Annotated in this window: 17 protein-coding genes; 7 read left to right on the forward strand and 10 right to left on the reverse strand. The window is 44.8% G+C overall.

Annotation, left to right across the window (positions count from 1 at the left end):
• Positions 1-57: 57 nt before the first annotated feature.
• Positions 58-2,811, forward strand: coding sequence for a T9SS type B sorting domain-containing protein (locus G9X62_RS07440; protein WP_223130102.1), 2,754 nt, complete (start codon positions 58-60; stop codon positions 2,809-2,811).
• On the opposite strand, the gene G9X62_RS07445 is transcribed toward G9X62_RS07440, so the two are convergent.
• The 3 genes from G9X62_RS07445 to uvrA form a co-directional block, all read right to left on the reverse strand.
• Positions 2,808-4,724 carry an amidophosphoribosyltransferase gene (locus tag G9X62_RS07445; protein ID WP_223130103.1) on the reverse strand — a complete coding sequence of 639 codons (1,917 nt, stop codon included), beginning with the start codon at positions 4,722-4,724 and terminating at the stop codon, positions 2,808-2,810. The two genes, G9X62_RS07440 and G9X62_RS07445, sit on opposite strands and share 4 nt — an antisense overlap.
• Positions 4,725-4,808: 84 nt before the next feature.
• Positions 4,809-6,269 carry an NADH-quinone oxidoreductase subunit N gene (locus G9X62_RS07450; protein WP_223130104.1) on the reverse strand — a complete coding sequence of 487 codons (1,461 nt, stop codon included), beginning with the start codon at positions 6,267-6,269 and terminating at the stop codon, positions 4,809-4,811.
• A gap of 8 nt (positions 6,270-6,277) precedes the next feature.
• On the reverse strand, positions 6,278-9,106 hold the full coding sequence (uvrA, locus tag G9X62_RS07455; protein WP_223130105.1) for an excinuclease ABC subunit UvrA: 2,829 nt from the start codon (positions 9,104-9,106) through the stop codon (positions 6,278-6,280).
• A gap of 43 nt (positions 9,107-9,149) precedes the next feature.
• On the opposite strand from uvrA, the gene G9X62_RS07460 reads away from it, so the two are divergent.
• Together G9X62_RS07460 and G9X62_RS07465 are read left to right on the forward strand one after the other, a co-directional pair.
• A complete protein-coding gene (locus tag G9X62_RS07460; RefSeq protein WP_223130106.1) occupies positions 9,150-9,719 on the forward strand; it encodes a hypothetical protein in 570 nt (189 codons plus the stop codon).
• Positions 9,720-9,797: 78 nt separating this feature from the next.
• Positions 9,798-10,775 (forward strand): ribonucleoside-diphosphate reductase small subunit, encoded by a 978-nt coding sequence (locus tag G9X62_RS07465; RefSeq protein ID WP_223130107.1) that lies wholly within the window; start codon positions 9,798-9,800, stop codon positions 10,773-10,775.
• 47 nt (positions 10,776-10,822) lie between these two features.
• On the opposite strand, the gene G9X62_RS07470 is transcribed toward G9X62_RS07465, so the two are convergent.
• Positions 10,823-11,383: a HupE/UreJ family protein gene (locus G9X62_RS07470; protein WP_223130108.1), complete on the reverse strand. Its 561-nt coding sequence runs from the start codon at positions 11,381-11,383 to the stop codon at positions 10,823-10,825.
• Between the two features lie 60 nt (positions 11,384-11,443).
• Here G9X62_RS07470 and G9X62_RS07475 point away from each other — a divergent pair, with 60 nt between their 5' ends.
• Positions 11,444-13,030: a GMC family oxidoreductase gene (locus G9X62_RS07475; RefSeq protein ID WP_223130109.1), complete on the forward strand. Its 1,587-nt coding sequence runs from the start codon at positions 11,444-11,446 to the stop codon at positions 13,028-13,030.
• A gap of 34 nt (positions 13,031-13,064) precedes the next feature.
• Positions 13,065-13,502 (forward strand): nuclear transport factor 2 family protein, encoded by a 438-nt coding sequence (locus G9X62_RS07480; protein WP_223130110.1) that lies wholly within the window; start codon positions 13,065-13,067, stop codon positions 13,500-13,502.
• Here the strand turns inward: G9X62_RS07480 and bioA are convergent.
• The 3 genes from bioA to G9X62_RS07495 are packed head-to-tail and all read right to left on the reverse strand — an operon-like array spanning position 13,474 to position 16,458.
• Positions 13,474-14,751: an adenosylmethionine--8-amino-7-oxononanoate transaminase gene (gene bioA / locus G9X62_RS07485; protein ID WP_223130111.1), complete on the reverse strand. Its 1,278-nt coding sequence runs from the start codon at positions 14,749-14,751 to the stop codon at positions 13,474-13,476. The genes G9X62_RS07480 and bioA overlap by 29 nt on opposite strands.
• Positions 14,744-15,343: a dethiobiotin synthase gene (gene bioD, locus G9X62_RS07490; RefSeq protein ID WP_223130112.1), complete on the reverse strand. Its 600-nt coding sequence runs from the start codon at positions 15,341-15,343 to the stop codon at positions 14,744-14,746. The genes bioA and bioD overlap by 8 nt, the downstream gene beginning before the upstream one ends.
• Positions 15,340-16,458: an aminotransferase class I/II-fold pyridoxal phosphate-dependent enzyme gene (locus G9X62_RS07495; RefSeq protein ID WP_223130113.1), complete on the reverse strand. Its 1,119-nt coding sequence runs from the start codon at positions 16,456-16,458 to the stop codon at positions 15,340-15,342. The genes bioD and G9X62_RS07495 overlap by 4 nt, the downstream gene beginning before the upstream one ends.
• A gap of 230 nt (positions 16,459-16,688) precedes the next feature.
• On the opposite strand from G9X62_RS07495, the gene rho reads away from it, so the two are divergent.
• Together rho and ygiD are read left to right on the forward strand one after the other, a co-directional pair.
• Positions 16,689-18,155: a transcription termination factor Rho gene (gene rho, locus G9X62_RS07500; RefSeq protein ID WP_261345503.1), complete on the forward strand. Its 1,467-nt coding sequence runs from the start codon at positions 16,689-16,691 to the stop codon at positions 18,153-18,155.
• 4 nt (positions 18,156-18,159) lie between these two features.
• Complete coding sequence (ygiD, locus tag G9X62_RS07505; RefSeq protein ID WP_223130114.1) at positions 18,160-18,942, forward strand: 4,5-DOPA-extradiol-dioxygenase; 783 nt, start codon at positions 18,160-18,162, stop codon at positions 18,940-18,942.
• Here the strand turns inward: ygiD and rocD are convergent.
• From rocD to G9X62_RS07520, 3 genes are read right to left on the reverse strand one after another with little or no spacing between them, the layout of a single operon-like run.
• Positions 18,939-20,156, reverse strand: a complete 1,218-nt coding sequence (rocD, locus tag G9X62_RS07510) for an ornithine--oxo-acid transaminase (protein ID WP_223130115.1) — start codon at positions 20,154-20,156, stop codon at positions 18,939-18,941. The two genes, ygiD and rocD, sit on opposite strands and share 4 nt — an antisense overlap.
• Complete coding sequence (locus G9X62_RS07515) at positions 20,153-21,328, reverse strand: acetyl-CoA C-acyltransferase (RefSeq protein WP_223130116.1); 1,176 nt, start codon at positions 21,326-21,328, stop codon at positions 20,153-20,155. The genes rocD and G9X62_RS07515 overlap by 4 nt, the downstream gene beginning before the upstream one ends.
• Before the next feature lie 11 nt (positions 21,329-21,339).
• Positions 21,340-23,745, reverse strand: coding sequence for a 3-hydroxyacyl-CoA dehydrogenase/enoyl-CoA hydratase family protein (locus G9X62_RS07520; protein ID WP_223130117.1), 2,406 nt, complete (start codon positions 23,743-23,745; stop codon positions 21,340-21,342).
• Positions 23,746-23,857: the final 112 nt, after the last annotated feature.

The following is a 23,857-nucleotide window of genomic DNA, read 5'->3' on the forward strand; positions in this document are numbered from 1 at the left end:
CATTCATGCAACGCAATAACCAATTTATTGACTTATTTTGTGGGTAATTCCAATACCATGTACCGGATCTTGTTTTTTCTTTTTGTTTCGCTGTCGACGATTGCTCAAGTTCCCAGAATGATTGAGGTTAGAAACAATTGTATCAACCAATGCAATAATTGTACAGATGCGCCTGCCGGAACGGTATTCGAAATTCGGGATGTGTATCCGGCGAATGCGACCTATTTGTGGGATTTTGGAGAGGCGGGTGCAACCTCTAATGCAAGAACTGGAGTGTATCAATATTGTAATCCTGGAACGAAGAAAGTTTCCTTGACAGTGACATCTGGCGGTACAACCACCGTTTATGGACCGCAGGATGTGAAAATTGGAGCCTTGCCTGATTTTATTTTGGGTAAAGATGCAAATGACACGACCCTAATGATTTGTAAAGGTGATCCGGTGGTGTTGAATGCGTTTGGGACTGTTTCTAAGCCCGCATTTCCGATAGGTGTTTCCTGGTTTCCGAAAGGTCAGACGACGGATACTATTCGCGTCTCGGAATCAGGATGCTATTCGGTAGTTGTTACAGACTTAAGTTCAGGTTGTGCAGCAGAGGCTAAAATGGAGGTGAAGATTTGTGGGGAGAAGCCGAAGGCAGGAGGAGAAGATGGTTGGAATTTTGGCACTAATGTTTCTTTGAAATTTACGGGTGGATCATCCACTCCCACGGCAGCTAGAGGTCCCATGAGAACTCCGGAGGGGGTGGCTAAGATGACAGATGAGAACAATGATTTGATATTCTATACCAATGGTTCTAGGGTCTATGCGAAGGATAATTCCTTGGTCGCGCAAGGACTTAATGGGGACACAACCCAGATTCAAGGGGTCGCTATTCTCCCCAAAACGACTTGCAAAGGCTGTCAAGCAGAGTACTACATTTTTACGATGCGCAGGAATGCCGCTGGACAAAACCAAGTGTATTACAGTATTTACGATCGAAAACTGAATGGGGGAAAGGGCGGAGTCTCGATTAAAAATCAATTTCTGAGTCCGGCTCCTGCGGCAGAGCGATTGGGTATTGCGGTAGGTGGCGGGGATTATTATTGGCTACAAACCCAAGACATTGATTCCACCATTTTGCGAACGTTTAAAGTGTCCAAAGCGGGCATTTCAGCCCCTATCGAATCGAGTGCAAAAACTCCTGTAAAGGGACCAACGGCATCCTCCCATTTTTCTCGGGATGGCAAAGTATTAGCTATCGCCTACGTTAGTCCACCTTCGAATCAGGTAGATATCTATGATTTCGATGTGGCTACTGGAAAAACCACCTTTAGGTACCGAATTCCGTTAGCGAATAGTCCTTATGGGGTGGAGTTTTCGGCAGATGGTAAAATAGTGTATGCCTCAGTGAATGCAGGTCCTAATGCCCAGATTTGGCAGTATTCCATTGCATCAAAAGATTCAAGTGCCATGCAAAAGTCGAAGAGTCTCTTGTGGTCTGGTCCAGGAAAAATAGGGGCTCTTCAGGGAGATCCTTCCAGCGGTTCGATTATTTATGCGGCCTTTCAGGGGAGTTCGAGTTTAGGCAAAATTGTGAATCCGGACATTTCGCTAAAGGACTCCACGCGGACGGTTAGGGCATCTTTTGTTCGGAATGGATTGAATCTAGGGACTGGAACTACGAGTGGTTTGGGCTTGCCTTTGTCCATTGTACTAACGCCAAAGCCTTCTTCGACGCCTAGTATTCAACAAAGTTGCGATGGGACCACCTATCACTTCAAAGTGAGTCAGGATCTGTGTGACCCCATTAAGAATGACCGCTTGGATTGGAAAATTTACCGAAGCACATTAGATCCTACGCGGAATGCAGATGGTTTATTAGTTCCATTGAATCCAGCGGGAACCTTGCTCTATTCCTATACAGGTACCGAAATGACCTATGAATTTAAGCAAGCGGGAGATTACGTGGTCACGGTGGCTATTAGTAATGCGTGTTTGACGAATTATATGCTAGACGCATCCGCTTACCATGTGGAGTTATTGGATCCTTTTGTCCTGCCCACCAGTTATACCTTTATCTGCAAAGAGGATGGGCGAATTGGGCCTACTTCGGTCCCTCCAGTTGCCGCATTTACGTATCAATGGAGTACGGGAGAGTCGTCTCGTTTTATTACTGTGCCTAAGCCGAGCGGAAATTACACCTTAGAAATTAAGGAGGAGGCCTCTGGTTGCTCCATAAAAAAGGAAACCCAGGTGAATTTTACGACGAATCCTTTGGCCGTGAAAAAGGCTGATGGAATTATTTGTAATGATCAACCGCTATCCCCTTATATCGTTCCTATTACCCCAACACCTTCGAATTTGCAGGTTTCTTGGCAGGCTAATCCGGGAATTGTGTCGGGTTGGAATTCAAAAGATTTACAAATTAATCGCAGTGGAATCTATCCGTTTACCTTGCGAGATAGCGATGGCTGTGAGCTAAAAGATAGCGTGAAAATTGATGATAAGTGTGACGCAGTGTTGATCGCTCCTACCGTATTCACCCCGAATGGAGATGGGCATAACGATGTATTTGAGCCTTCCTACAATTGGAATGAGCTGAATTCGACCTATCCTAAGTCGAGAACAAAAGTGCTTTCCTTAGAGATTTACAACCGTTGGGGGGAACAATTATATAGCACGAAAGGGCCTACTTTTGCCTGGGATGGTATGTATAATGGGGCCAAAGTTCCTCAAGAAACATACGCCTATATCATTCGCTACCAAGCGATCGATTATCCGGAAAAGGGAGTGCAGGAAAAACGCGGTGCGGTGGTCGTTGTATATTAATACGCGCGAACCTCGATACCTTTCATAAAATTCACAAAGGCTTTATTCACTACTTGGTTACCACCCGGTGTAGGGAAGTTACCCGTGAAATACCAATCGCCTAAGTGATCCGGGCAGGCTACATTCAAATTCGCTACCGTTTGATAAACGATCGAAAGTTCTGCTTTTAGGCCTTTTGGACGCACAATTTCAGCGATTTTATTGGAGATTTCTTCGTCTGTGAACGGCGCATAAATCGCTTTGACGAAGTTTTCTTCCGCGGCAGTTCCATTTTCTAGGGCGTTCAAGCAACGTAAATTCACTTCGTCTAAAATGTTTTCTAAGCCGCGTTCTTGCAAAAGAGCTAAAGCAGCACGGAAGGCAACGAATTCCTTCATTTTCGACATATCGATACCGTAGCAATCTGGGTAGCGAATTTGTGGAGCAGAAGAAACGATAACGATTTTCTTAGGGGATAATTTATCCAATAATTTCAGGATACTTTTTTCCAGAGTGGTTCCGCGAACGATGGAATCATCGATAATGACCACTGAATCGACTTCTTTATGGATAACCTCGTAGGTCGTGTCATACACGTGCGCCACCATATCGTCGCGTTGATCATCAGAAGTGATGAAAGTACGCACTTTTACGTCTTTGGAAATTAACTTTTCCACCCGTGGGCGGAAGGTCAGTAATTCTTCTAATTCTTCTTCGAAAAGGATGCCTTCCATGATGGCATTCTTACGTTCTTTGGCCAAATGGTCCTCTAAGCCATCAATCATTCCTAAAAAGGCAGTTTCTGCCGTGTTAGGGATGTACGAGAATACCGTATTCTTCAGGTCGTGATTAACTTCACTCAAAATTTGAGGAATCAATAGCTGGCCTAGTTTTTTACGCTCGTGGTAGATATCTGGATCGGATCCGCGTGAGAAATAGATGCGTTCGAATGAACAGGATTTTTGCTCCAAACGGTCGATGAAAGGTACTTCTTTTACATTACCATCTATGTCAATGATCAGGGCATGGCCCGGAGTAATCTCCTTGATTTGATCGTAGGCGCAGTTGAAGGAGGTTTTAATCGCTTGCTTTTCAGAAGCCACCACCGCTACTTCCTCATCTACATAATAGTAGGCTGGACGAATTCCCGCAGGGTCACGCGCCACAAAAGAGGCGCCATAACCGGTCATTCCTACCATCGCATATCCACCATCAAAATCTTTGCAAGAACGCTCTAAAACGCGTTTCAAGTCAATTTCTTGGGCAATGATGTCAGATAATTCTGGGTTCTCGTATTGGTCTTTGTATTTGCCAAATTGGCGTTGATTCTCTTCGTCTAAAAAGTGACCGATCTTTTCCATCACGGTAACCGTATCCACTTTCTCTTTCGGGTGTTGACCTAGGGAAACCAATTTATCGAATAAATCGTCCACATTCGTCATATTGAAATTACCCGCCATGACGAGGTTACGGCTTCTCCAATTGTTTTGACGCAACATCGGGTGGCAGTTTTCGATCTCGTTTTGACCGTGCGTTCCGTAGCGCAAGTGTCCTAATAGCACTTCACCCGTGAAAGCGACATTTTCTTGCCACCAGTCTGCGTCGTGAACGGCATCAATGCCAGTTTCGCGCTTGACGGATTTTGCGAGTTTGTGTGCTTTTGCGAATTTCTTATTGATTTTTCCAAAAATATCTGCCACTGCTTGCGGCTCTACCGAACGGTATCTGGAAATGTAACGATGCCCTGGTTTTACGTTGATTTTGATGTTTGCCACCCCGGCTCCATCTTGTCCCCTGTTGACTTGCTTCTCCATCATCAGATAAAGTTTGCCGAGGCCGTAAGTAGGGGAATTGTATTTGTCTAAGTAGTACTGAAAAGGCTTTCGTAGGCGGATGAGGGCAATTCCGCATTCGTGCTTAATAGAATCAGACATGGAAACGTGGGGCTATTTTTAAATCAAGCCCAAAATTAGCCAAAATAAATGACCAACAAGCTGATTTTTTTATTTTTTTATCGACTATTTCCAAAGGATTGTCAAGACCGCTGGGAATAAGATAGATGCGATCAAAATCGCTGTTAATAATCCGTAAGAGTAGATTTCAAGGGAAGTCAAACCCTTCCAAAGATTCGATTTTTCGCTTGATTTTTTGAAATACATTTGGAACGGAATTTTCAAATAATAAAAGAGTGAAATGGCCGTCACTATAATGGCTACAAGGAGTAAAACCAGCAGACCTATAGAGGTCGTCATTTCATAATTTGACCACAATAAACTGAAGTAGGTCATTTTCGCAATAAAGGTTCCGGCTGGTGGTAATCCCACTAAGGCCACTAGTCCTGTGAGTAAGAAAAAGGAAGGCAAGGGTTTCTCAGAACCCAGCCCAGCAAAAGACTTCACTTCGTCCGCTCCGACTTCGTCGATCAGATAAAAAACCAATAGGCTGGCAATGCTATACAAGAAACCGTAAAAAAGAATCGCATCTAATGCCTGAATAGGTTGGAAGAACCAAGCCATCGCAAGGAAACCACCGTGCGCGATGCTGGAATAGGCGAGGAGGCGTTTGGTGTTGTTTTGGCCTAAAGCTCCTAAATTACCTACTAACAGGGTCAGGACGGCTAAAACGGCTAATTCATTCACAAAAGAAACCGGTAAAGCAGGTAACAAGCGCACGCCCACAAAGGCTATCGCTAGCTTAGGTGCGGTCGAAATCCAAGTCATCCAAGAAGCCGGTAAATTCTCCATGACGTCTGGATTCCAGGGATGAAAAGGCGCCCAAGACATCTTAAACAACAATCCCACGGCAAAAAGTCCCAAAGCAAAACCACGCAAATAAGGATCAGCCACCGAAATACCTCGCGAGAAATCTACACTCGTAAAATCCAAGGTACCTGTTAGGCCATACAGAAGAGAAATTCCGTAGATAAACAGTGCTGAAGATCCTAAGCCGAATAAAATATAGGGCAAGCTAGCTCGAGATGACTCTTTTCGAAGACTCACTAACACATAAGTCCCCATCGACATGAACTCAATCGACAAGAATAAACTGAGGGCATTTGAACTTAAACTGCTCAGTAAGGCACCTAATAAAATGGAAAGAAAACCGGTCAGTTCTTCGAAGCTGAGGGATTTTTTGTGGATTTGGTTCATCAAAATGAGCAAAAATCCAATCCCTAAAATCAGCGTATTGATGGCATTCGATCCTAAATTGGCTTCAAACAAGCCGGAGGCAAAGGAGCCGGTTGAACCTAGTTCAGATCGTTGAAAGCTGAGTGATAAGGCTAACAAAAGGGGGATTTGGCAGGTGAAATAGCGCCATGAGGTGCTAAATCTTTCTGTTTTGCCATGTAAAAATAATTCAATCAATAGACTAAATAAGATCGTTCCCGCCACGATCAATTCAGGAATCGCTAGGTGTAATCCGGCCGTGATGGACTGGATTCTTTCTGCGAGCTGAGTGATGTTTGTGAACGATGACATGGTTAAAATTACAGTTTTTGGCTTAAATAATGAGCGGTCGGGTTGTTTTTCAGGCCTTTCATCTCCTCGGGAGTACCTTGGAAGGTAATATAGCCCCCATTTTCGCCTCCCTCCGGACCTAAATCAATGATGTGGTCAGCGCATTTAATCACCTCCATATTGTGCTCGATGATCACTACCGAATCTCCTTGTTCCACTAAATCATTCATAGCCTTTAACAGCTTTTTAATGTCATGGAAGTGAAGACCCGTGGTAGGTTCGTCAAATATAAATAAGGTTTTGCCTTTGTTCGGGTTCCCTTTGCCTAAAAAGCTGGCTAATTTCACGCGCTGCGCTTCGCCGCCCGAAAGCGAGTTCGAAGATTGTCCTAATTTGATGTAGCCCAAGCCTACTTGGAAGAGCGGATCGATTTTATCAGCAATGCGCGGTTGTTTATCGCGGAAGAACTCCACTGCCTCTTCGACGGTTAAATCGAGGATTTCTGAGATATTTTTATCCTGGAATTTGACGTCCAAAATTTCCTGCTTAAAGCGCGAGCCTCCACAAGATTCGCACGGCAGCTTGATGTCTGCCATGAATTGCATTTCAATGGTGATTTCTCCCTCTCCTTGGCAAACTTCGCAGCGTCCACCTTCTACGTTGAAAGAGAAATGGGCGGGTTTGTAGCCACGCGCTTTAGCCACGGGTAATTCCGAATACAAGGCTCTGATCGCATCGTAGGCCTTAATATAGGTCACGGGATTCGAGCGAGACGATTTGCCGATCGGCTGTTGATCGACCATTTCGATACTCGCAATTTTGTTTGTACTACCTTTAATTTCGCGGAATTTACCGGTTTCCTCTGTGCCTTGTTGCAATAAACGAAGCATCGCCGGGTACAAAATTTTCCGTATCAACGTTGATTTTCCAGAGCCACTGACGCCCGTCACGACGGTCATAATGCCTAATGGGATCGCGACGTCTACATTCTTTAAATTATTCTCTGAAGCACCCGTAATTTCGATGTGGGCCAAAGGCTTGCGTCTAAAGTAGGGCACCTCGATTCGATCCTGGCCACTTAAGAAACGCAAGGTATGGCTGTCGGTAGTTTTGTCCGCCAAAGCCTCTTTTAAATTCCCTTGAAAGATCAAATTGCCACCGTGGCGTCCTGCCTCCGGACCGATGTCAATAATCTGATCCGCTGCACGCATCACTTCTTCTTCGTGTTCCACGACGATGACCGTGTTTCCCATCTCTTTCAACATCAACAAGACCGAAATCAATCGTTCTGTATCCCGTGGATGCAAGCCGATGCTCGGTTCATCTAAAATATACATCGAACCTACCAGGGCGCTGCCTAGTGAAGTCGCTAATTTAATGCGTTGAAATTCGCCACCGGATAAGGTCGAGCTGAGGCGATTTAGTGTCAAATACCCTAAGCCCACTCGGTCCATATATTCCAAGCGGTTGTTTATCTCGATTAAAATACGTCTAGAAACTTGTTGGTCATGTTCGTTTAGCTCCAATTTTTCGAAGAAAGCCTTCGTTTTTGATAAGGGCCAAAGCACCAAATCAACTAAGGATGTGCCCGCAATCTTAACATAACCCGCATCCATCCGCAAACGCGAGCCTTGGCATTCCGGGCAATTTGTTTTGCCACGGTAACGCGAAAGCATCACCCGGTATTGGATTTTATAGGTCTCTTTTTCGAGGTGGTCGAAGAATTGAGTCAGTCCCGCAAAATACTTATTCCCAGTCCATAATACTTTCTTCTCCGCCGCACTTAAATCCTTGTAGGGACGGTGGATGGGAAAATCGAATTGTACCCCATTACGTAATAGGGGACTTAACCACTCGCTCATTCGCTCACTTCGCCAAGGGGCAATAGCTCCTTCGTAGATTGATAAGTCGTGATCAGGGAAAACCAAATCCGGATCTAAACCCAGCACTTTTCCGTATCCCTCGCAATTACGGCATGCGCCGTAGGGATTATTGAAGGAGAACAAGTTTAAACTCGGCTCCTCAAAAACCATCCCATCCAATTCGAATTTATTCGAGAAGACATCCCTTTTCCGTCCCTCGATTTCAATCCAACAAACGCCTTCTCCTTCGAAATAAGCTGTTTGTACCGAATCACCTACGCGGAATTGCGTTTCTTCGTCTTCTTTTTTAGAGACCAAACGGTCGATCAAAATCGCGATTTCGGCAGGTTTTTTCGCGAGCTTTTGTAAATGAGCCGAATCCTCCACTAATTCCTCCAAAGCAATAATCTCTTCTTGGAATTTTAGACGGGAATAGCCTTTCTGGATAAGTAATTGACATTCGTTTTCTAGGCTTCTGTCTTCGTGGTGAACGAGCGGAGCTAGAATAAGCACTTTCTTGCCATCGTTTTGGGCAATAAAATCTACAATATGGGAGACCGAATCTTTGCGTACTTCCTGTCCGGAAACCGGAGAAATGGTGCGGCCAATGCGGGCAAAAAGTAATTTTAAATAATCGTAAATCTCCGTCGTAGTACCGACAGTGGAACGCGGGTTCTTTGTGTTGACCTTTTGTTCAATCGCGATTGCCGGAGAAACACCTTTGATATAATCCACCGCTGGCTTTTCCATCCGCCCCAAGAATTGGCGTGCGTAGCTGTTGAGGCTTTCCACGTACATTCTTTGGCCCTCTGCAAAAAGCGTATCGAAAGCTAAAGACGACTTCCCGGATCCCGACAAACCTGTGATGACAACAAGTTCATTTCGCGGAATTGCCACATCCACTCCTTTCAAATTGTGCACGCGCGCACCTTTAATGATGATATGCGTTTTCGGATCACAATTTTCGATGTTATGCTTAGCCTGTGGGGAGTTCATTTTACAAAAATATCCTTTAATTTTGGTAATCAATTTAAGCCAAATGAAAAAACTACTTTTATTCTTTTCACTCCTGACTTTTGTCGGAGTTTCTGAGGTATTTGCACAAGAACCGGTGGTCATTAAAGAGGAAGGAGCAGAAGGAGATCTGGATGTCGAAAAAGACGTGCGTGATTTGCCTTTTCGTCAAAGATTGAATTTTGGAGGAGGTATCAGCGGTTTAAGTTTCGGAAATCCGACCAGTATCGGGGTTTCGCCTATGGTGGGTTATTCGCTGACGAATAATGCGATTGTGGGGGTGGCTTTGACATACCAGTATTATTCAGATATGTTTAGAACATATAATCTGTTAGGGGAGCGCCTATTTATACGTCAGCATGTTCCTGTATTGAATCAGTTGATTGGGCAAGGATATTTAATAGGTCAGATAGAAAACTTCCATACTCCGGCAAATAGCCTAGGTCCAGATTACTCCAATCCAGTCTTGGTAGGCGTAGGGATCGGCTCTAAAATCGGGCTAAATTTCAACGTGATGTATGACCTAAATTACACTTCTGGACGCTCTCCGTATGGCTCAGCGCTAGTTGTCCAAATTGGCGGATTCTTCTTTTAATTTTTAAAACAATTTTACCCCTTTATCAGTCTTGTATATCAGGTAGAATTTCTTAATTTCGAGTTCAATTAAATTTATATGTCAACGATAGCAGTAGAACCCTTATTGGTTGAGGATCCCAACCGTTTTGTGCTTTTTCCGATTAAGCACGATGATATTTGGCAATTTTATAAGAAGGCGGAAGCGTCTTTCTGGACAGCAGAAGAAATCGATTTATCGCAAGATATCGCTGACTGGAAAAAGATGAACGATGGCGAGCGCCACTTCGTATCACATGTTTTGGCATTCTTCGCTGCATCGGATGGTATCGTGAATGAAAATTTAGCGAATAACTTCCTAAAAGAAGTTCAATATGCTGAGGCTAAGTGTTTCTACGGTTTCCAAATCATGATGGAAAACATTCACTCAGAAACCTATTCTCTTTTAATCGATACCTACATTAACGACCCGAAAGAAAAAGATCATTTATTGCGTGCCATTGAGACTATCGATTGCGTAAAGAAAAAGGCGGATTGGGCGTTGAAATGGATCGAGTCAGATAATTTCGTAGAGCGTCTAATTTCGTTCGCAGCAGTAGAAGGTATTTTCTTCTCAGGTTCATTCTGCTCTATTTTCTGGTTAAAGAAACGCGGTTTAATGCCAGGTCTTTCGTTCTCGAATGAATTGATCTCGCGTGACGAAGGTTTACACTGTGATTTCGCTTGTTTATTATATGCAGATCACATCAAAAATAAATTATCTCAAGAGCGTATCTACGAAATCATTTTAGATGCAGTAGAGATTGAAAAAGAATTCGTAACGGTAGCATTGCCCGTTTCCCTAATCGGTATGAATGCAGAAATGATGTGTCAATACATTGATTTCGTGGCTGACCGCTTATTAGTATCTTTAGGATGCAAGAAGCATTACAATGCGACAAATCCATTCGACTTTATGGAGATGATCTCTTTACAAGGAAAAACAAACTTCTTCGAGAAGCGTGTGGCGGAATACCAAAAATCAGGCGTAATGTCTGACAAGGATTCGATGTCATTCTCATTAGATGAAGACTTTTAGTCTTCTGAAATTTCTGGAAAAGGCCTCGATGAAAATCGGGGCTTTTTTTATGGCCAACGCTCAAGAATCATGGGTAATACTAATCCGATGGTGATGCCTGAAATGACTTGTATATATGCCCTTTGCTTCCATTTAAACACGTGAAGAGAAAGGATGGAGGAGGCCAGTATTAGGGCAACTACGACTAATTGGCCTAATTCTAGTCCTACATTAAAGGCTAGGAGTGGAGTAAAAATCGAGCTTTCTGCGCCTAACAAGCTTTGCAAATAATTCGAGAAGCCTAGGCCGTGGATTAGTCCAAAGAAGGCAACTACACCATACTTATACCGTTGCTCAGTTTGAATTAGGTTACTGATAGCGGCCACTAAAATGGTACAAGGAATCAAGAATTCTACCCAAGCGATATTTACTTGAATGAAGTGAAGGGTCGCTAAAGCTAAGGTAATCGAATGGCCCAGCGTAAAAGCCGTAACCAGCCAAAGCAATTTTTTATAGTCCGTGACTACATAAACGCAAGTCAGTGAGAGGATAAACAAAATATGGTCTAATGCGGCCCAATTCAGGATATGTCCGAGACCTAAAGAAAAGTAGACAGAAAAATTGCTCACGGTTCGTTGTTTATTGGTCAAAAATAGGGATATTCAAAGAGAAAATGGTAGACCTATTCTATGAAATATGATTACATCATTGTGGGAGCCGGTACAGCGGGCTGCGTTTTAGCATACCGTTTATCGGAGAATCCTCTAAATCAAGTCCTTTTAATCGAAGCTGGAGGGGATTTTCGTGATCCACGTATCTCGATGCCATCGGCCTATTCCTTGTTAAATCACACCTATCTAAACTGGAATTTTTTCACGGAACCGCAGCCGCATTTAGGGGGTCGTCGAATCTACCAGCCTCGCGGTAAAACTGTGGGCGGAAGTTCTGCGATTAACTGCATGGCGTATATTCGGGGGAATAAAGCAGATTATGATCAATGGGCGGCTTGGGGTTGTGACGGTTGGTCCTATCAGGATGTGCTGCCCTATTTTAAAAAGTCAGAGGATAACGAAGATTTTCAGAACGAATACCATGGAAGTGGCGGCCTACATCGGGTGGCGAAGAATCGGCATTTAACGGTTTTTGGAGATGCTTTTATCGAAGGCTGTGCCTCCCAAGGAATCCCTGCTAATCCCGATTTCAATGGGGCGAAACAAGTGGGAGCCGGCTTATTTCAGTTCAATATTCAAGACGGAGAACGAGCTTCCGGTGCGAAGGCTTTTATCCAACCGGCACTTTCAAGAAAGAATTTACATATTCAAACTTCATTTCAAGTTGCCTCATTGGTGATGCAAGGAGAAAAAGTGACCGGGTTGAAAGGCTATAAAGCGGGTTCGAAGAAAGCTATTGAATTCGAGGCGTCTGAAGTTATTTTATCAGCAGGAGCATTCCAAAGTCCGCAAATCTTACAACTATCCGGCATAGGCGATGCGGCAGAATTGCGCGCACTTGGAATCGACTCTCGCCTAGACCTACCAGGCGTGGGCAGGAATTTATCGGATCACTTGTTTGTGAATATGAATGCGCAAGCTAGTACGAAGGGGCAGTCGTATAATGTGGCTTTGGGGGTGAAAAATTACTTGGATTATACGTTTAAGAAGCAAGGACCACTGGCTTCGAGCCCTTTAGAGGCCGCGGCTTTCTTCGATTCGGTGAATCAATCGGATGTGCCAGATTTGCAATTCCATTTCTCTTCGGCTTGGGCCTATGATATGTATGATTATGGCAAAATGCCGCTAAGTGATGGATTCACTATTTTACCAACCTTATTAAAGCCCAAAAGTCGTGGCACCGTTAGCCTTCGTTCTGCAGACTTTCACGACGCACCAGTAATCGATCCACGGTATTTGTCGGAGAAAGAAGACCTCGAAACCTTGAAGCGCGGAGTGCGCATCGCACGAGATATCGTCTTGTCTACAGCGTTTGACGGATTAAGAAAAGGGTCGGAATTGAATTATCCAGCCGGTCCGTGGAGCGAGGAATTAATCGAAAAACATATTGAACAGGCGACTGAATGCGTATACCATCCAGTGGGAACCTGCAAGATGGGAACGGATGCGGAGGCAGTATGTGATCCTGCGACTTTGCGCGTTCGCGGTTTGCAAGGGTTGCGAGTGGCGGATGCTTCGATTATGCCGGATGTGATTTCCGGGAATACGAATTCCGCGGTGGTGATGATTGCGGAGAAGGCGGCCAATTTAATTTTGAGTAAATAAACCGCGCGAAAGCGTTTTAAAAGAAAAAAAAACTATGAAAAAAGTATTGATTTTATTGTGTCTTTTGGCACCCATAATCAGCTTCGCTCAAAACGAAGAATCCTTGAAAGAAGCGGAATTAAACCGTTTTAAGGTGATGGTTGCGAAAGATATCCCTGGATTACAAGCCGTTTTACACAAGGATTTAGTGTATTTCCACTCGAGTGGCGCGCAAGACACAAAAGAATCGTATATCGCTTCCATCGCGTCTGGGAAATCGAGTTATGTGACGATTACGCCGGAGGAAATGCAGCAACGTGTTTATGGCAAGACGGGAATAAATACCGGGATTGTATCCATTTTGCAGCAAGCAGCGGATGGCGTTCAGACAACGATTCGCCTACGCTTTACAGATGTATTTGTTTACGCGGATAAGCGTTGGCAAATGGTTTCTTGGCAGTCGACTAAATTAGTCCCTGCGCAAAAGCCGTAATTTTTCCGTAGATATACGCTAGATCCTCGTCCTCGATACAATAGGGGGCGAGGATGTAGATCGTATTTCCTAAAGGACGCATCAAAATCCCTTGCTCCAAGAAGTAGCGGTAAATATCATCCCGTATGGAGTGTAAATAGCCATCTGTTTCTCCTGTTTTTACTTCCATGGCTAAAATCGTGCCGTGAATTCGTACATTTTTTAGGATGGGATGATTCGAAATCGTTTCCGCAAATGCTCGATGGCGTGATTCCACACGGGCAATAGACGTCCATGTTTCTTCTTTTTCCATCAAATCCATACTCGCATTTGCCGCAGCGCAGGCTAATGGATTTGCCGTGAACGAGTGCGAATGGAACATCATTTTTCGGCGATCATCCGATAGGAAGGATTGAAATATTTTCTCGCTGCAAAGGGTTAAACCCATGGCCATCATGCCGCCTGTTAGACCTTTGGAGAAACAAACGATGTCTGGTTTTTCAGCCAAATAATCCATCGCAAACCACTTCCCCGTACGACCAAATCCGGTCATGATTTCATCAGCGATGCAGAAAATCCCTTTTTCATGTGCCATGCGAATCAATGAATCCAAGGTCGACGCCTCGTACATTTTCATTCCTCCTGCCCCTTGAATCAAAGGCTCAAAGATGAAAGCTGCGTAGTCGTCTGAATTTAAAGAGGACATCGCCGCAAGACAAGCTTCCGTGTCTTGAGGACTTGGAAGGAATTCCACCTCGAAAAGCATATCCTGAAAGGGGTCATTGAAGGAGCTTGGTGCTCCTAAACTCATCGCCCCAAAGGTATCCCCATGGTAAGCATCTGCAAAAGCAAGAATTTTTCTGCGTTGCGTATTCCCTTGATTATGGAAGAATTGCAAGGCCATTTTAATGGCTACCTCCACTGCCGTGGAGCCGTTATCTGAGAAGAAAACGCGTTCGAAATTAGCCGGTAAATGACTTAATAAACGTTCTGAAAGTCGAACCGCCGGTTCGTGGGTAAAGCCTGCGAAGATGACCTGTTCGAGCTGGAGGGCTTGTTCGTACACTTTTTGGGCTAAATAGGGATGCCCATGACCGTGTGTATTCACCCACCAAGACGAAATCGCATCGATGTATTTATTACCCTCCGTATCAAATAAGTGCGCGCCTTTTCCGCTCGCAATTGGAATCGAAATAGGTTCGATTTGGTGTTGCGTGAAAGGGTGCCAAACGACCGCCGCATCCCGAGAAGACAAATTCGAATTAGACATTAATTTTATCGGCATAAGAAGCGATAACCGCCTCGTTGATTTCAGATTCTGAATGTACTCGCAAAATAAGTGGCAAACCCGTATGGTTCAAAATAAACTTTTCACCTGATGGATTTTCGGGTCCATTGAGCACGATTCCGGCCATAGGAATTCCGTGTTGCTTTAAAATCTCGAAGCTTAAAATCGTATGATTAATGCTGCCTAAATAGTTTTTGCTCACTAAAATGATCGGTAAATTCAGGTGTTTGATGAGGTCTAAATTCGTCTGCTGATCATTTAATGGTACCATAATTCCACCGGCTAATTCGACAATTAAGGTTTGGTCAGTGGGAATTTTAAAACTCTCTAGAGTGATGGTAATTCCATCAATTTCTGCTGCTGAATGCGGAGAAAGTGGTTGAGTTAGGGCATAAGTGGACGGATGAACGGTGGCCGATGGAACCCAGTTGCGAATCCAGTAGGCATCTCCCGTTGCTATATCCCCAGATTGAACGGGTTTCCAATAGTCTGCTTTTAAGCCAGCCGTTAGGATGGCTGATGCGACTGTTTTTCCGATTTCTGTACCGATTCCGGCGACGATAAACTGTTTCATTCAAGTGTTTTTATTAGTGATTCTATTTGTTCCTTTGTATGGTTTGCGCTTAACGTGATGCGAATGCGTTCTTTGCCTTTCGCTACCGTGGGGAAAACGATGGGCTTGATGGCGAATTCGCTGGCGGAGGCTGCTTTGGCCCGCACGGCTTCGTTTCCGGTCACGAAAAAAGTTTGAATGGCGGTTTGGCTATCTCCCCAGGCATCAGAATGGCAGTTTGCGTGGAAGAAAGCGATGTTTTCTTGCAGTTTTTGTCTGGCTTCGTTTTGAGAAGGCAAATAGTGCAAGGTGCTTAAAAGTGCAGAAACATGAGCCGGTGTGGGTGCGGTGGAATAAATGAATGGTCTAGCGAAGTTCACGAGGTATTCTTTGAGGGCCAAAGACCCCAAAACCACAGCTCCTGCATTTCCCCAAGCTTTTCCGAAGGTGATTACCCGGGCAAAAACGTCCTCGCAAAGACCCAACTCATACACTAAACCTTGTCCTTCAGGACCATAAACTCCGCCGGAATGCGCCTCATCCACGATGAGCTCGGCCTGGTATTTATTTTTTAATTCGACTAAAGCGCGCAATGGAGCTACATCGCCATCCATCGAATAAACTGATTCCACTACGATCCACTTACGTGTTTCTGCGGGGTATTGATCTAAAAGATGAACTAGGTCATCTAGGTTATTGTGCTTGAAGATTCGTCGTTCGGCTTTGGAAAGACGTAAACCATCGATCAAACTCGCGTGTAATAATTTATCGCAAAAGATGACGTCACCTTCTTGTGGAAGAGAGGAGATCAAACCGATGTTTGCATCATAGCCTGAACTAAACAGCAAAGCGGCTTCTGATCCGTGAAAGACGGCACATTCTTTTTCGAATTGCTCGATTAAAGCGGAGTGTCCTGAAATGAGTCGAGATCCGGTAGCCCCATTTTTGCGTGCCTCTACAGGTAAAGCCTCGAAATCGCGCGCGATGGATGCTGCGAGAATGGGATCACCTGCTAATCCGAGGTAATCATTAGAGCAGAAATCAGTGCGGCCATCCAGCACGGATAATTGCCTGAATAAACCCTCTTTACGACGGGATTCCAAAAGGTCAATAAGCTGCTGCTGAATGTTTTCCATAGATTCTTGTGCTGCAAAACTACGAAATAATCGCTGTGGACGTGTATTTTATCATTTAATTGATTTTCAAGCCCAAATTTTGGCCTAAAACCTTGACAATTCCCCGCGAATACCGTAGTATTGCATGTCGATTCTGACAATTCAACGAGTAAACGTCCCCTAATTTTCTCATTTGACACACATTCTGACAGAACTGTCTGTTGTCAATCTTAATTAATCATTCCCCCTTTATGGAAGATAAGCCTATCAAAAGAGTAAAAAAAGCACAAGAAGAAGATTCATCATCAAACGAACGACCTAAACGTCAACGAATTAAGAAGAGCAACGAAGAAGCCCCTTTATTACCAATGGAGGCAAAAGCTTCGTCTGAAGAAGCACCTATCGAATACAAAGAAGTAGCGGCTCCTGAAGAATTCCTAGTAGATACATCCTTCATCACAAGCACTGAAAACACGAAAGACGAGGTTTCTCCTACGGATGCGCCTGTCGATGTAGATAAATTACCTAAAGAGGAGGCACCGGCACCGGTTCACCACCACAATAAACACCGTTCGAATTATAACCAAGTCATTAAAGAATTAGATGGTTTGATCGAAAACGAAGGGGTATTAGAGATTATGCAAGAGGGCGGTTACGGATTTATGCGTTCGTCAGATTATAATTATTTAGCATCACCAGATGATATTTATGTGTCGCCGTCACAAATCAAAATGTTTGGTTTGAAGACGGGAGACACCATCTTAGGTAAGATTCGTCCACCGAAAGAAGGGGAGAAGTATTTCGCTTTGTTAAAAGTGGAATCAGTGAATGGAAAGACGACGGATGAGATTCGCGACCGGATCAATTTTGAATATTTGACGCCTTTGTTCCCAGAGGAAAAGTTGAATCTGTCTTCGACGCCGGATAATTATTCGACGCGTATTTTGGACTTGTTTGCGCCTATTGGTAAGGGCCAAAGGGGTATGATTGTTGCCCAGCCTAAAACAGGTAAAACGGTTTTATTAAAAGACATCGCTAACGCGATTTCCCGCAACCACCCAGAGGTGTATTTGATCATTTTATTGATCGATGAGCGTCCGGAAGAAGTAACGGATATGCAGCGTTCTGTGCGTGCAGAAGTCATTTCATCTACCTTCGATGAGCAGGCAGAACGTCACGTAAAAGTGGCTAACCTGGTTTTAGAGAAGGCCAAAAGAATGGTGGAATGCGGTCATGATGTCGTTATCCTATTAGATTCGATTACACGTCTTGCACGTGCCTACAATACGGTGGTTCCATCATCTGGTAAGATTTTATCGGGTGGTGTGGATGCCAATGCGCTACACAAACCGAAGCGTTTCTTCGGTGCAGCTCGTAACGTCGAAAATGGCGGATCTTTAACCATCATCGCGACAGCCTTGATCGAAACGGGGTCGAAAATGGACGAAGTAATCTTTGAGGAATTCAAAGGTACGGGTAATATGGAATTACAATTAGATCGCAAACTAGCGAACCGCCGAATCTATCCATCAATCGATGTGACGGCTTCTGGTACACGTCGCGAGGATTTATTGATGGATCCAGCGGTGCTACAACGTGTTTGGATCTTGCGCAAGCACATGTCCGACATGAATTCGGTAGAGGCGATGGAATTCTTGCAACAGCAAATGAAAGGTACGAGGAACAACGAAGAGTTCTTGGTTTCCATGAATAGATAGTATCATGTCAAACATACAGCCAGTTTGGTTCATTGGGCACGGAAGTCCAATGAACGCACTGGCAGACAATCCTTTTACAGCTTCATTAAATTCGCTAGGGGCATCCATTGCGCCTCCTAAAGCTATTTTAGTCGTGTCCGCTCACTGGTTAACGCGCGGTATTACACAAGTACAAGCGTCGCCGATGCCGGAGACGATCCATGATTTTGGTGGATTTCCACGTGCCTTGCACGAATTTCAATATCCTGCACCGGGAAGCCCAGAAACAGCGAAAATGCTCGCGTCTGGCTCTCAAAAAATCCAAGAAACAACTGAATGGGGTTTAGATCACGGTGCCTGGTCGGTACTTTGCCATCTGTTTCCGAATCACAACATTCCCTGCTTTGAGATGTCCATTGACTACTCTCAGCCTTTGGCCTATCATGTCACCCTCGCTCAGGAATTGCAATTCTTGCGGGAAAGAGGTGTTTTGATCGTGGGAAGTGGGAATATCGTACACAATTTACAGGCTAGTATCCCGAATCTCTCGATGGGTCAAGAGCATTTCGCCTATGATTGGGCACAGGAATTTGATGCCTGGACAATGCAGAAATTACAGGATAAGGATATCTTGAGTTTAGTGGATTATGCGCGTGCACCAGGCGGATTAAAATCTGTTCCCACGCCGGATCACTACATTCCGATGTTGTATGCGTTGGCTTTGGCACGTAAAGACGAGACCGTCCGATTCACATACGATGAACTCGTGTATGGCGGAATCTCGATGCGCTGCTTCGAAATCGCTTAATAGCCCAGAAAAACTTTATCGATGATACTGCAAGCTTGATCCATCTCCGCACCCGTTATGGTGAGGGGAGGAGCTAGTCTTATTTTATTGCCGTGAGTCGGTTTCGCTAGCAATCCCTTTTTCATCAGATCTAGACAGATTTCCCAAGCTACGTGGCTATCTTCGTCGGTGTCGATTTCGATGGCACATAAAAGCCCTTTTCCTCTGACTGATTTAATTAAGGCCGTTTTATCACGCAAACTTTCAAGGAAAGTCAGTAACTGTTGTCCTCTAACGGTAGCATTTTCTACTAAATCCTCATCTTCGATGATATCGATGGCTACATTCGTAACTGCGCAGGCTAACGGATTTCCACCATAGGTCGAACCGTGTTCACCAGGTTTGATGGTCAACATAATCTCGTCGTTGCAGAGCACCGCGGAGACCGGCATAAATCCGCCCGAAAGTGCTTTGCCTAACAATAAAATATCGGGATGCACTAATTCGTGGTGGCAAGCTAACCAAGCTCCAGTGCGCCCTAAGCCGGTTTGGATCTCATCCGCGATGAAAAGCACGCGGTGTTTTTTGCATAAAGCTGCCGCTTTTTTCAAATAACCCGGCGACGGAATAACGACTCCAGCTTCACCCTGAATGGGTTCCACCATGAAAGCTGCCACATTCGGGTTTTGTAATTTCTCTTCTAAAGCCGCTAAATCATTGTAGGGAATCCGACTGAAACCCGGAACAAAAGGCCCGAAGTTGTGATAAGACGAAGGATCATTCGAGGATGAAACCGCCGCGATCGTTCTCCCCCAAAAATTTCCTTCTGCAAATATAATTTCCGCTTGATTCGCCGGAACACCTTTCACCTCATACGCCCATTTACGGGCTAATTTGATGGCAGATTCGCCCGCTTCCACGCCCGTATTCATCAATAGGACCTTTTCGTAGCCGAATTTCTCGGCTAATTTTTTCTCTGTCGAACCTAGTAGATTCGTGTGAAAAGCGCGGGAGCTAAGTGTTAATCGCGCGGCCTGTTCTGAAATGGCTTTGACTAAACGGGGATGACAATGTCCCTGATTTACTGCACTATAGGCAGATAGAAAATCCAGGTATTTTTTCCCCGTTACATCATAGACGTGCACGCCCTCACCGCGTTCTAAAACGACCGGCAATGGATGGTAATTATGTGCTCCAAAATCAGACTCTAACTCAATGTACTCTTGTGGGGTCATAGCAATTCGTAAATTCCCGCTACCCCTTGACCGCCACCTACGCAGGCCGTGACCATACCGTATTTTTGGTTGCGTAGACGCATTTCGTTAAATAATTGGATGGACAATTTAGCGCCAGAACATCCTAGCGGGTGTCCTAAAGCAATCGCCCCGCCATTCACATTCACGATGTTTGGATCAATATCGAGGGTTTTCATGACAGCCAAAGACTGTGCCGCAAACGCCTCGTTCAATTCAATTTGTTGGATATCTTTCAGCGTTAAACCCGCTTTTTTCAAGGCAATTGGAATCGCCTCTACTGGACCAATTCCCATCAAACTAGGTTCTACACCCGCAGTCGCGTAGGAAACCATCCGAGCGATAGGCTCTAAATGTAGTTCTTTGACTAATTTCTCAGAAACGACTAAAACGAAAGCTGCTCCATCGGAAGTTTGGGACGCATTACCCGCGGTAACTGTTCCGCCCATCGCGAATGCCGGTTTTAATTTACCTAAAGCTTCGATGGTTGTATCTGCACGTGGACCCTCGTCTTGTGAAACAGTCCAACTGCGGGATTGTTTCTTACCTGATTTGGCATCGAAATAATTCTCCGTTACTTCTACTGGAACGATTTGTGACGTGAATTTTCCGGCTTTTTGTGCCTCTAATGCTTTCATATGAGAAGCAAAAGAGAACGCATCTTGCTCATCGCGCGTCACGTTGTATTTCTTACTTACTTCCTCTGCCGTCAGACCCATTCCGATATAGTAATCGGGATGTTCGTTCGCGATTCCGTAGTTCAAGACCGTTTTGTGGCCCATCATCGGTAACATCGTCATCGATTCAGTACCTCCTGCAATAACGCAATCGGCCATGCCGGAAGCCACTTTAGCGGAGGCCAAAGCAATCGCCTCTAAACCAGAGCCGCAATAGCGGTTGATGATGAAACCGGGAACGTTTTTAGGTAATGATAAAAGGGAAATGTAGCGCGCCATTTGCATCCCTTGCTCGGCTTCGGGAATGGCGTTGCCCACGATCAAATCGTCGACACGTGCCGGATCTAAATTAGGCACTTGCTTCATCAAATGTTTAATGACTTCCGCCGCTAAATCATCTGGACGCATCGTTCTGAAACCTCCTCTTTTGGCTTTTGCAACTGCTGTGCGGTACCCTGCTATGATATATGCATTCATCTTCGTACGATTTAATTTCTGAGTGGTTTACCGCCACCTAATAAACTTTGGATTCTGTCCATGGTCTTTTTCTCACCACATAATGAAAGGAAAGCCTCTCTTTCTAGGTCGAGTAAATACGTTTCGCTCACGACTTGCGGAGCGTCTAAATCGCCACCGCAGATCGCATAGGCTAATTTATTCGCAATTAAGGCGTCGTGTTCTGAGATGTAACGCCCCATTAACATGCCTTGGATGCCTGCTTTGAATAGGGCCAAACCTTGTTTTCCCTCCACCCAGACATCGTTGCGTCTCGCTTTTTGGACATATCCTGCGTCTGCTAAGGCCAAAGCCTCTCTTTTCGCCTCCGATATTACCTGGTTGCGATTCAACACGATGCGATCCTGAGCGCGTAAATAATTCATCTCTCTCGCCTCGTGCGCCGAAGTACTCACGCGCGCCGTTGCGATATTCATAAAGGCCTCTTGCAAACGGTTCAACTCCACATCGCCTGCGCGACGGGCATCGCCCATCCGCAACGCCATCTCTTTCGTTCCACCACCCGCAGGAATCAAACCGACTCCCACTTCGACTAGACCCATATATAATTCCGCATGAGCGACAATCTTATCCGCGTGTAAGTTGATTTCGCAACCACCACCCAAGGCTAACGTATGTGGTGCAACGACTACCGGAATGCCCGAGTAGCGTACGCGCATCATCGTTTCTTGGAATGTCGCGATCATATTATTAATGTCGTCGAATTTCTGTTCCATTGCGAACATGAACAACATCCCTAGATTCGCACCTGCAGAGAATGCCTCGTTTGACTCGTTTCCGATCACCAAACCTTGGAAATCTTTTTCCGCCGTCGCGATAGCCTCTTGAATGCCTTCCAGCACTCCTTGGCCCATCGTGTTCATTTTCGAGTGGAATTCTAAGCCTAAAATGCCATCGCCTAAATCCACGATGTGCATATCGTCATTTGAAGAAACGGTTTTGGTAGGCTTTAAGATCTGCAAATTGATTTGCTTTTCTGCTCCTGCAATTGCTTGGTATTTCTTAGTCGCAATATCGTAGAATAAACGCTTACCACCTTCTACTTTGTAGAATGAGGTGTGTCCTGCTGCAACCATTTCCGTTACCCAAGCTGCCGGTGCAAGACCCTCGGCTTTCATTAATTCGATACCATTCACGACACCGATAGCGTCCCAGGTTTCGAAAATTCCCATTTCCCAGCCAAAACCAGCGCAAATCGCTTGGTCAATTTTGACTAGATCATCTGCGATCTCCGGAATGCGATTCGACGCATAACGGAAACCATCTAAGATGGTTTTGCGGTAGAATTCGCCGGCTAAATCTTTTCCCGCTAATAAAAGTGCGAAGCGATCAGCTAGGTTATCGATCGCTTTCGAGCGATCTAAGGTTTCGAAATTCACGCGTTCCGCTGCGCGGTACTCAAACGTTTTAAGATCCAGGCTCAGGATGACCGTTTTGCCTTTTTCGTCTTTGGTCTTCTTATAAAATCCTTGACCCGTTTTGTCGCCCAGCCATTTGTTTTCCATCAAACGCTGTAACATCACCGGAAGGTTGAAAATCTCTTTGCTTTCGTCGTTTACGAGTGCGGCTTTCAAATTGTTCGCCACGTGAACGGTGGTGTCTAAACCGACTACATCAGAAAGACGGAACGTACCTGATTTAGGGCGACCTACGACTTTAGAAGTTAATTTATCGACTTGCTCTACCGTTAAGCCTAATTCCTCCACCACTTTCATCGTCTGCATCATCGAATAAACGCCAATGCGGTTCGCGATGAAGGCTGGCGTGTCCTTACATAAGACGGCCGTTTTACCTAATTGGGTTTCGCCGTAGCTTAATAGGAATTCGATGATAGCAGCATCCGTTTTAGGACCTGGAATCACTTCGAATAAACGGAGGTAGCGGGGAGGGTTGAAGAAGTGGGTTCCGCAGAAATGTTTTTGGAAATCTTCACTTCTACCTTCTGACATCAAATGAATCGGAATACCCGATGTATTCGAGGTTACTAAGGTGCCCGCTGTGCGGAACTTCTCTACCTTTTCGTAGAGCGATTGTTTGATAGCTAAGTTTTCTACGACTACCTCCATGATCCAGTCGGCTGAACTGATTTCCGAAAGATTGTCTTCGAAGTTGCCTAGCTTGATGTTATTCGCAAAGCCCGCCGCATAGAGCGATGCAGGCTTTGCTTTTATAGTTTGTTGAAATGCTGCGTTAACGATTCGGTTGCGTACCGAAGGGTGTTCTAAACGAAGACCTTTGGCCTCTTCCTCTGGGCTCAAAGTCTGTGGTGCAATGTCCAATAAAAGGACCTGAACCCCAATATTTGCGAAATGACAGGCTATTCTAGAGCCCATAATTCCTGAGCCTAAAATGGCTACTTTTTTAATGGCACGATTCATATCTACGTTTTTAAATCTCGATGCGTAAATATAAATAAAAGGAATTATGTTATGCAAGCATACTAAATTTTATTTGCACAAAAAAGGCGATCCCAAGGGACCGCCTTCAATG

Origin of the sequence: Aquirufa lenticrescens, assembly GCF_019916085.1 — a bacterium.
GTDB lineage: Bacteria > Bacteroidota > Bacteroidia > Cytophagales > Spirosomataceae > Aquirufa > Aquirufa lenticrescens.

What these genes read in the sequence shown, in the direction of transcription:
- ygiD (WP_223130114.1), top strand. Translation starts at nt 18,160, where the DNA reads ATGTCAAACATACAGCCAGTTTGGTTCATTGGGCACGGAAGTCCAATG.
- rocD (WP_223130115.1), bottom strand. Translation starts at nt 20,156, where the DNA reads ATGACCCCACAAGAGTACATTGAGTTAGAGTCTGATTTTGGAGCACAT.
- G9X62_RS07515 (WP_223130116.1), bottom strand. Translation starts at nt 21,328, where the DNA reads ATGAATGCATATATCATAGCAGGGTACCGCACAGCAGTTGCAAAAGCC.
- G9X62_RS07460 (WP_223130106.1), top strand. Translation starts at nt 9,150, where the DNA reads ATGAAAAAACTACTTTTATTCTTTTCACTCCTGACTTTTGTCGGAGTT.
- G9X62_RS07440 (WP_223130102.1), top strand. Translation starts at nt 58, where the DNA reads ATGTACCGGATCTTGTTTTTTCTTTTTGTTTCGCTGTCGACGATTGCT.
- uvrA (WP_223130105.1), bottom strand. Translation starts at nt 9,106, where the DNA reads ATGAACTCCCCACAGGCTAAGCATAACATCGAAAATTGTGATCCGAAA.
- G9X62_RS07495 (WP_223130113.1), bottom strand. Translation starts at nt 16,458, where the DNA reads ATGGAAAACATTCAGCAGCAGCTTATTGACCTTTTGGAATCCCGTCGT.
- bioA (WP_223130111.1), bottom strand. Translation starts at nt 14,751, where the DNA reads ATGTCTAATTCGAATTTGTCTTCTCGGGATGCGGCGGTCGTTTGGCAC.
- G9X62_RS07445 (WP_223130103.1), bottom strand. Translation starts at nt 4,724, where the DNA reads ATGTCTGATTCTATTAAGCACGAATGCGGAATTGCCCTCATCCGCCTA.
- G9X62_RS07480 (WP_223130110.1), top strand. Translation starts at nt 13,065, where the DNA reads ATGAAAAAAGTATTGATTTTATTGTGTCTTTTGGCACCCATAATCAGC.
- G9X62_RS07520 (WP_223130117.1), bottom strand. Translation starts at nt 23,745, where the DNA reads ATGAATCGTGCCATTAAAAAAGTAGCCATTTTAGGCTCAGGAATTATG.
- bioD (WP_223130112.1), bottom strand. Translation starts at nt 15,343, where the DNA reads ATGAAACAGTTTATCGTCGCCGGAATCGGTACAGAAATCGGAAAAACA.
- G9X62_RS07465 (WP_223130107.1), top strand. Translation starts at nt 9,798, where the DNA reads ATGTCAACGATAGCAGTAGAACCCTTATTGGTTGAGGATCCCAACCGT.
- G9X62_RS07450 (WP_223130104.1), bottom strand. Translation starts at nt 6,269, where the DNA reads ATGTCATCGTTCACAAACATCACTCAGCTCGCAGAAAGAATCCAGTCC.
- rho (WP_261345503.1), top strand. Translation starts at nt 16,689, where the DNA reads ATGGAAGATAAGCCTATCAAAAGAGTAAAAAAAGCACAAGAAGAAGAT.
- G9X62_RS07475 (WP_223130109.1), top strand. Translation starts at nt 11,444, where the DNA reads ATGAAATATGATTACATCATTGTGGGAGCCGGTACAGCGGGCTGCGTT.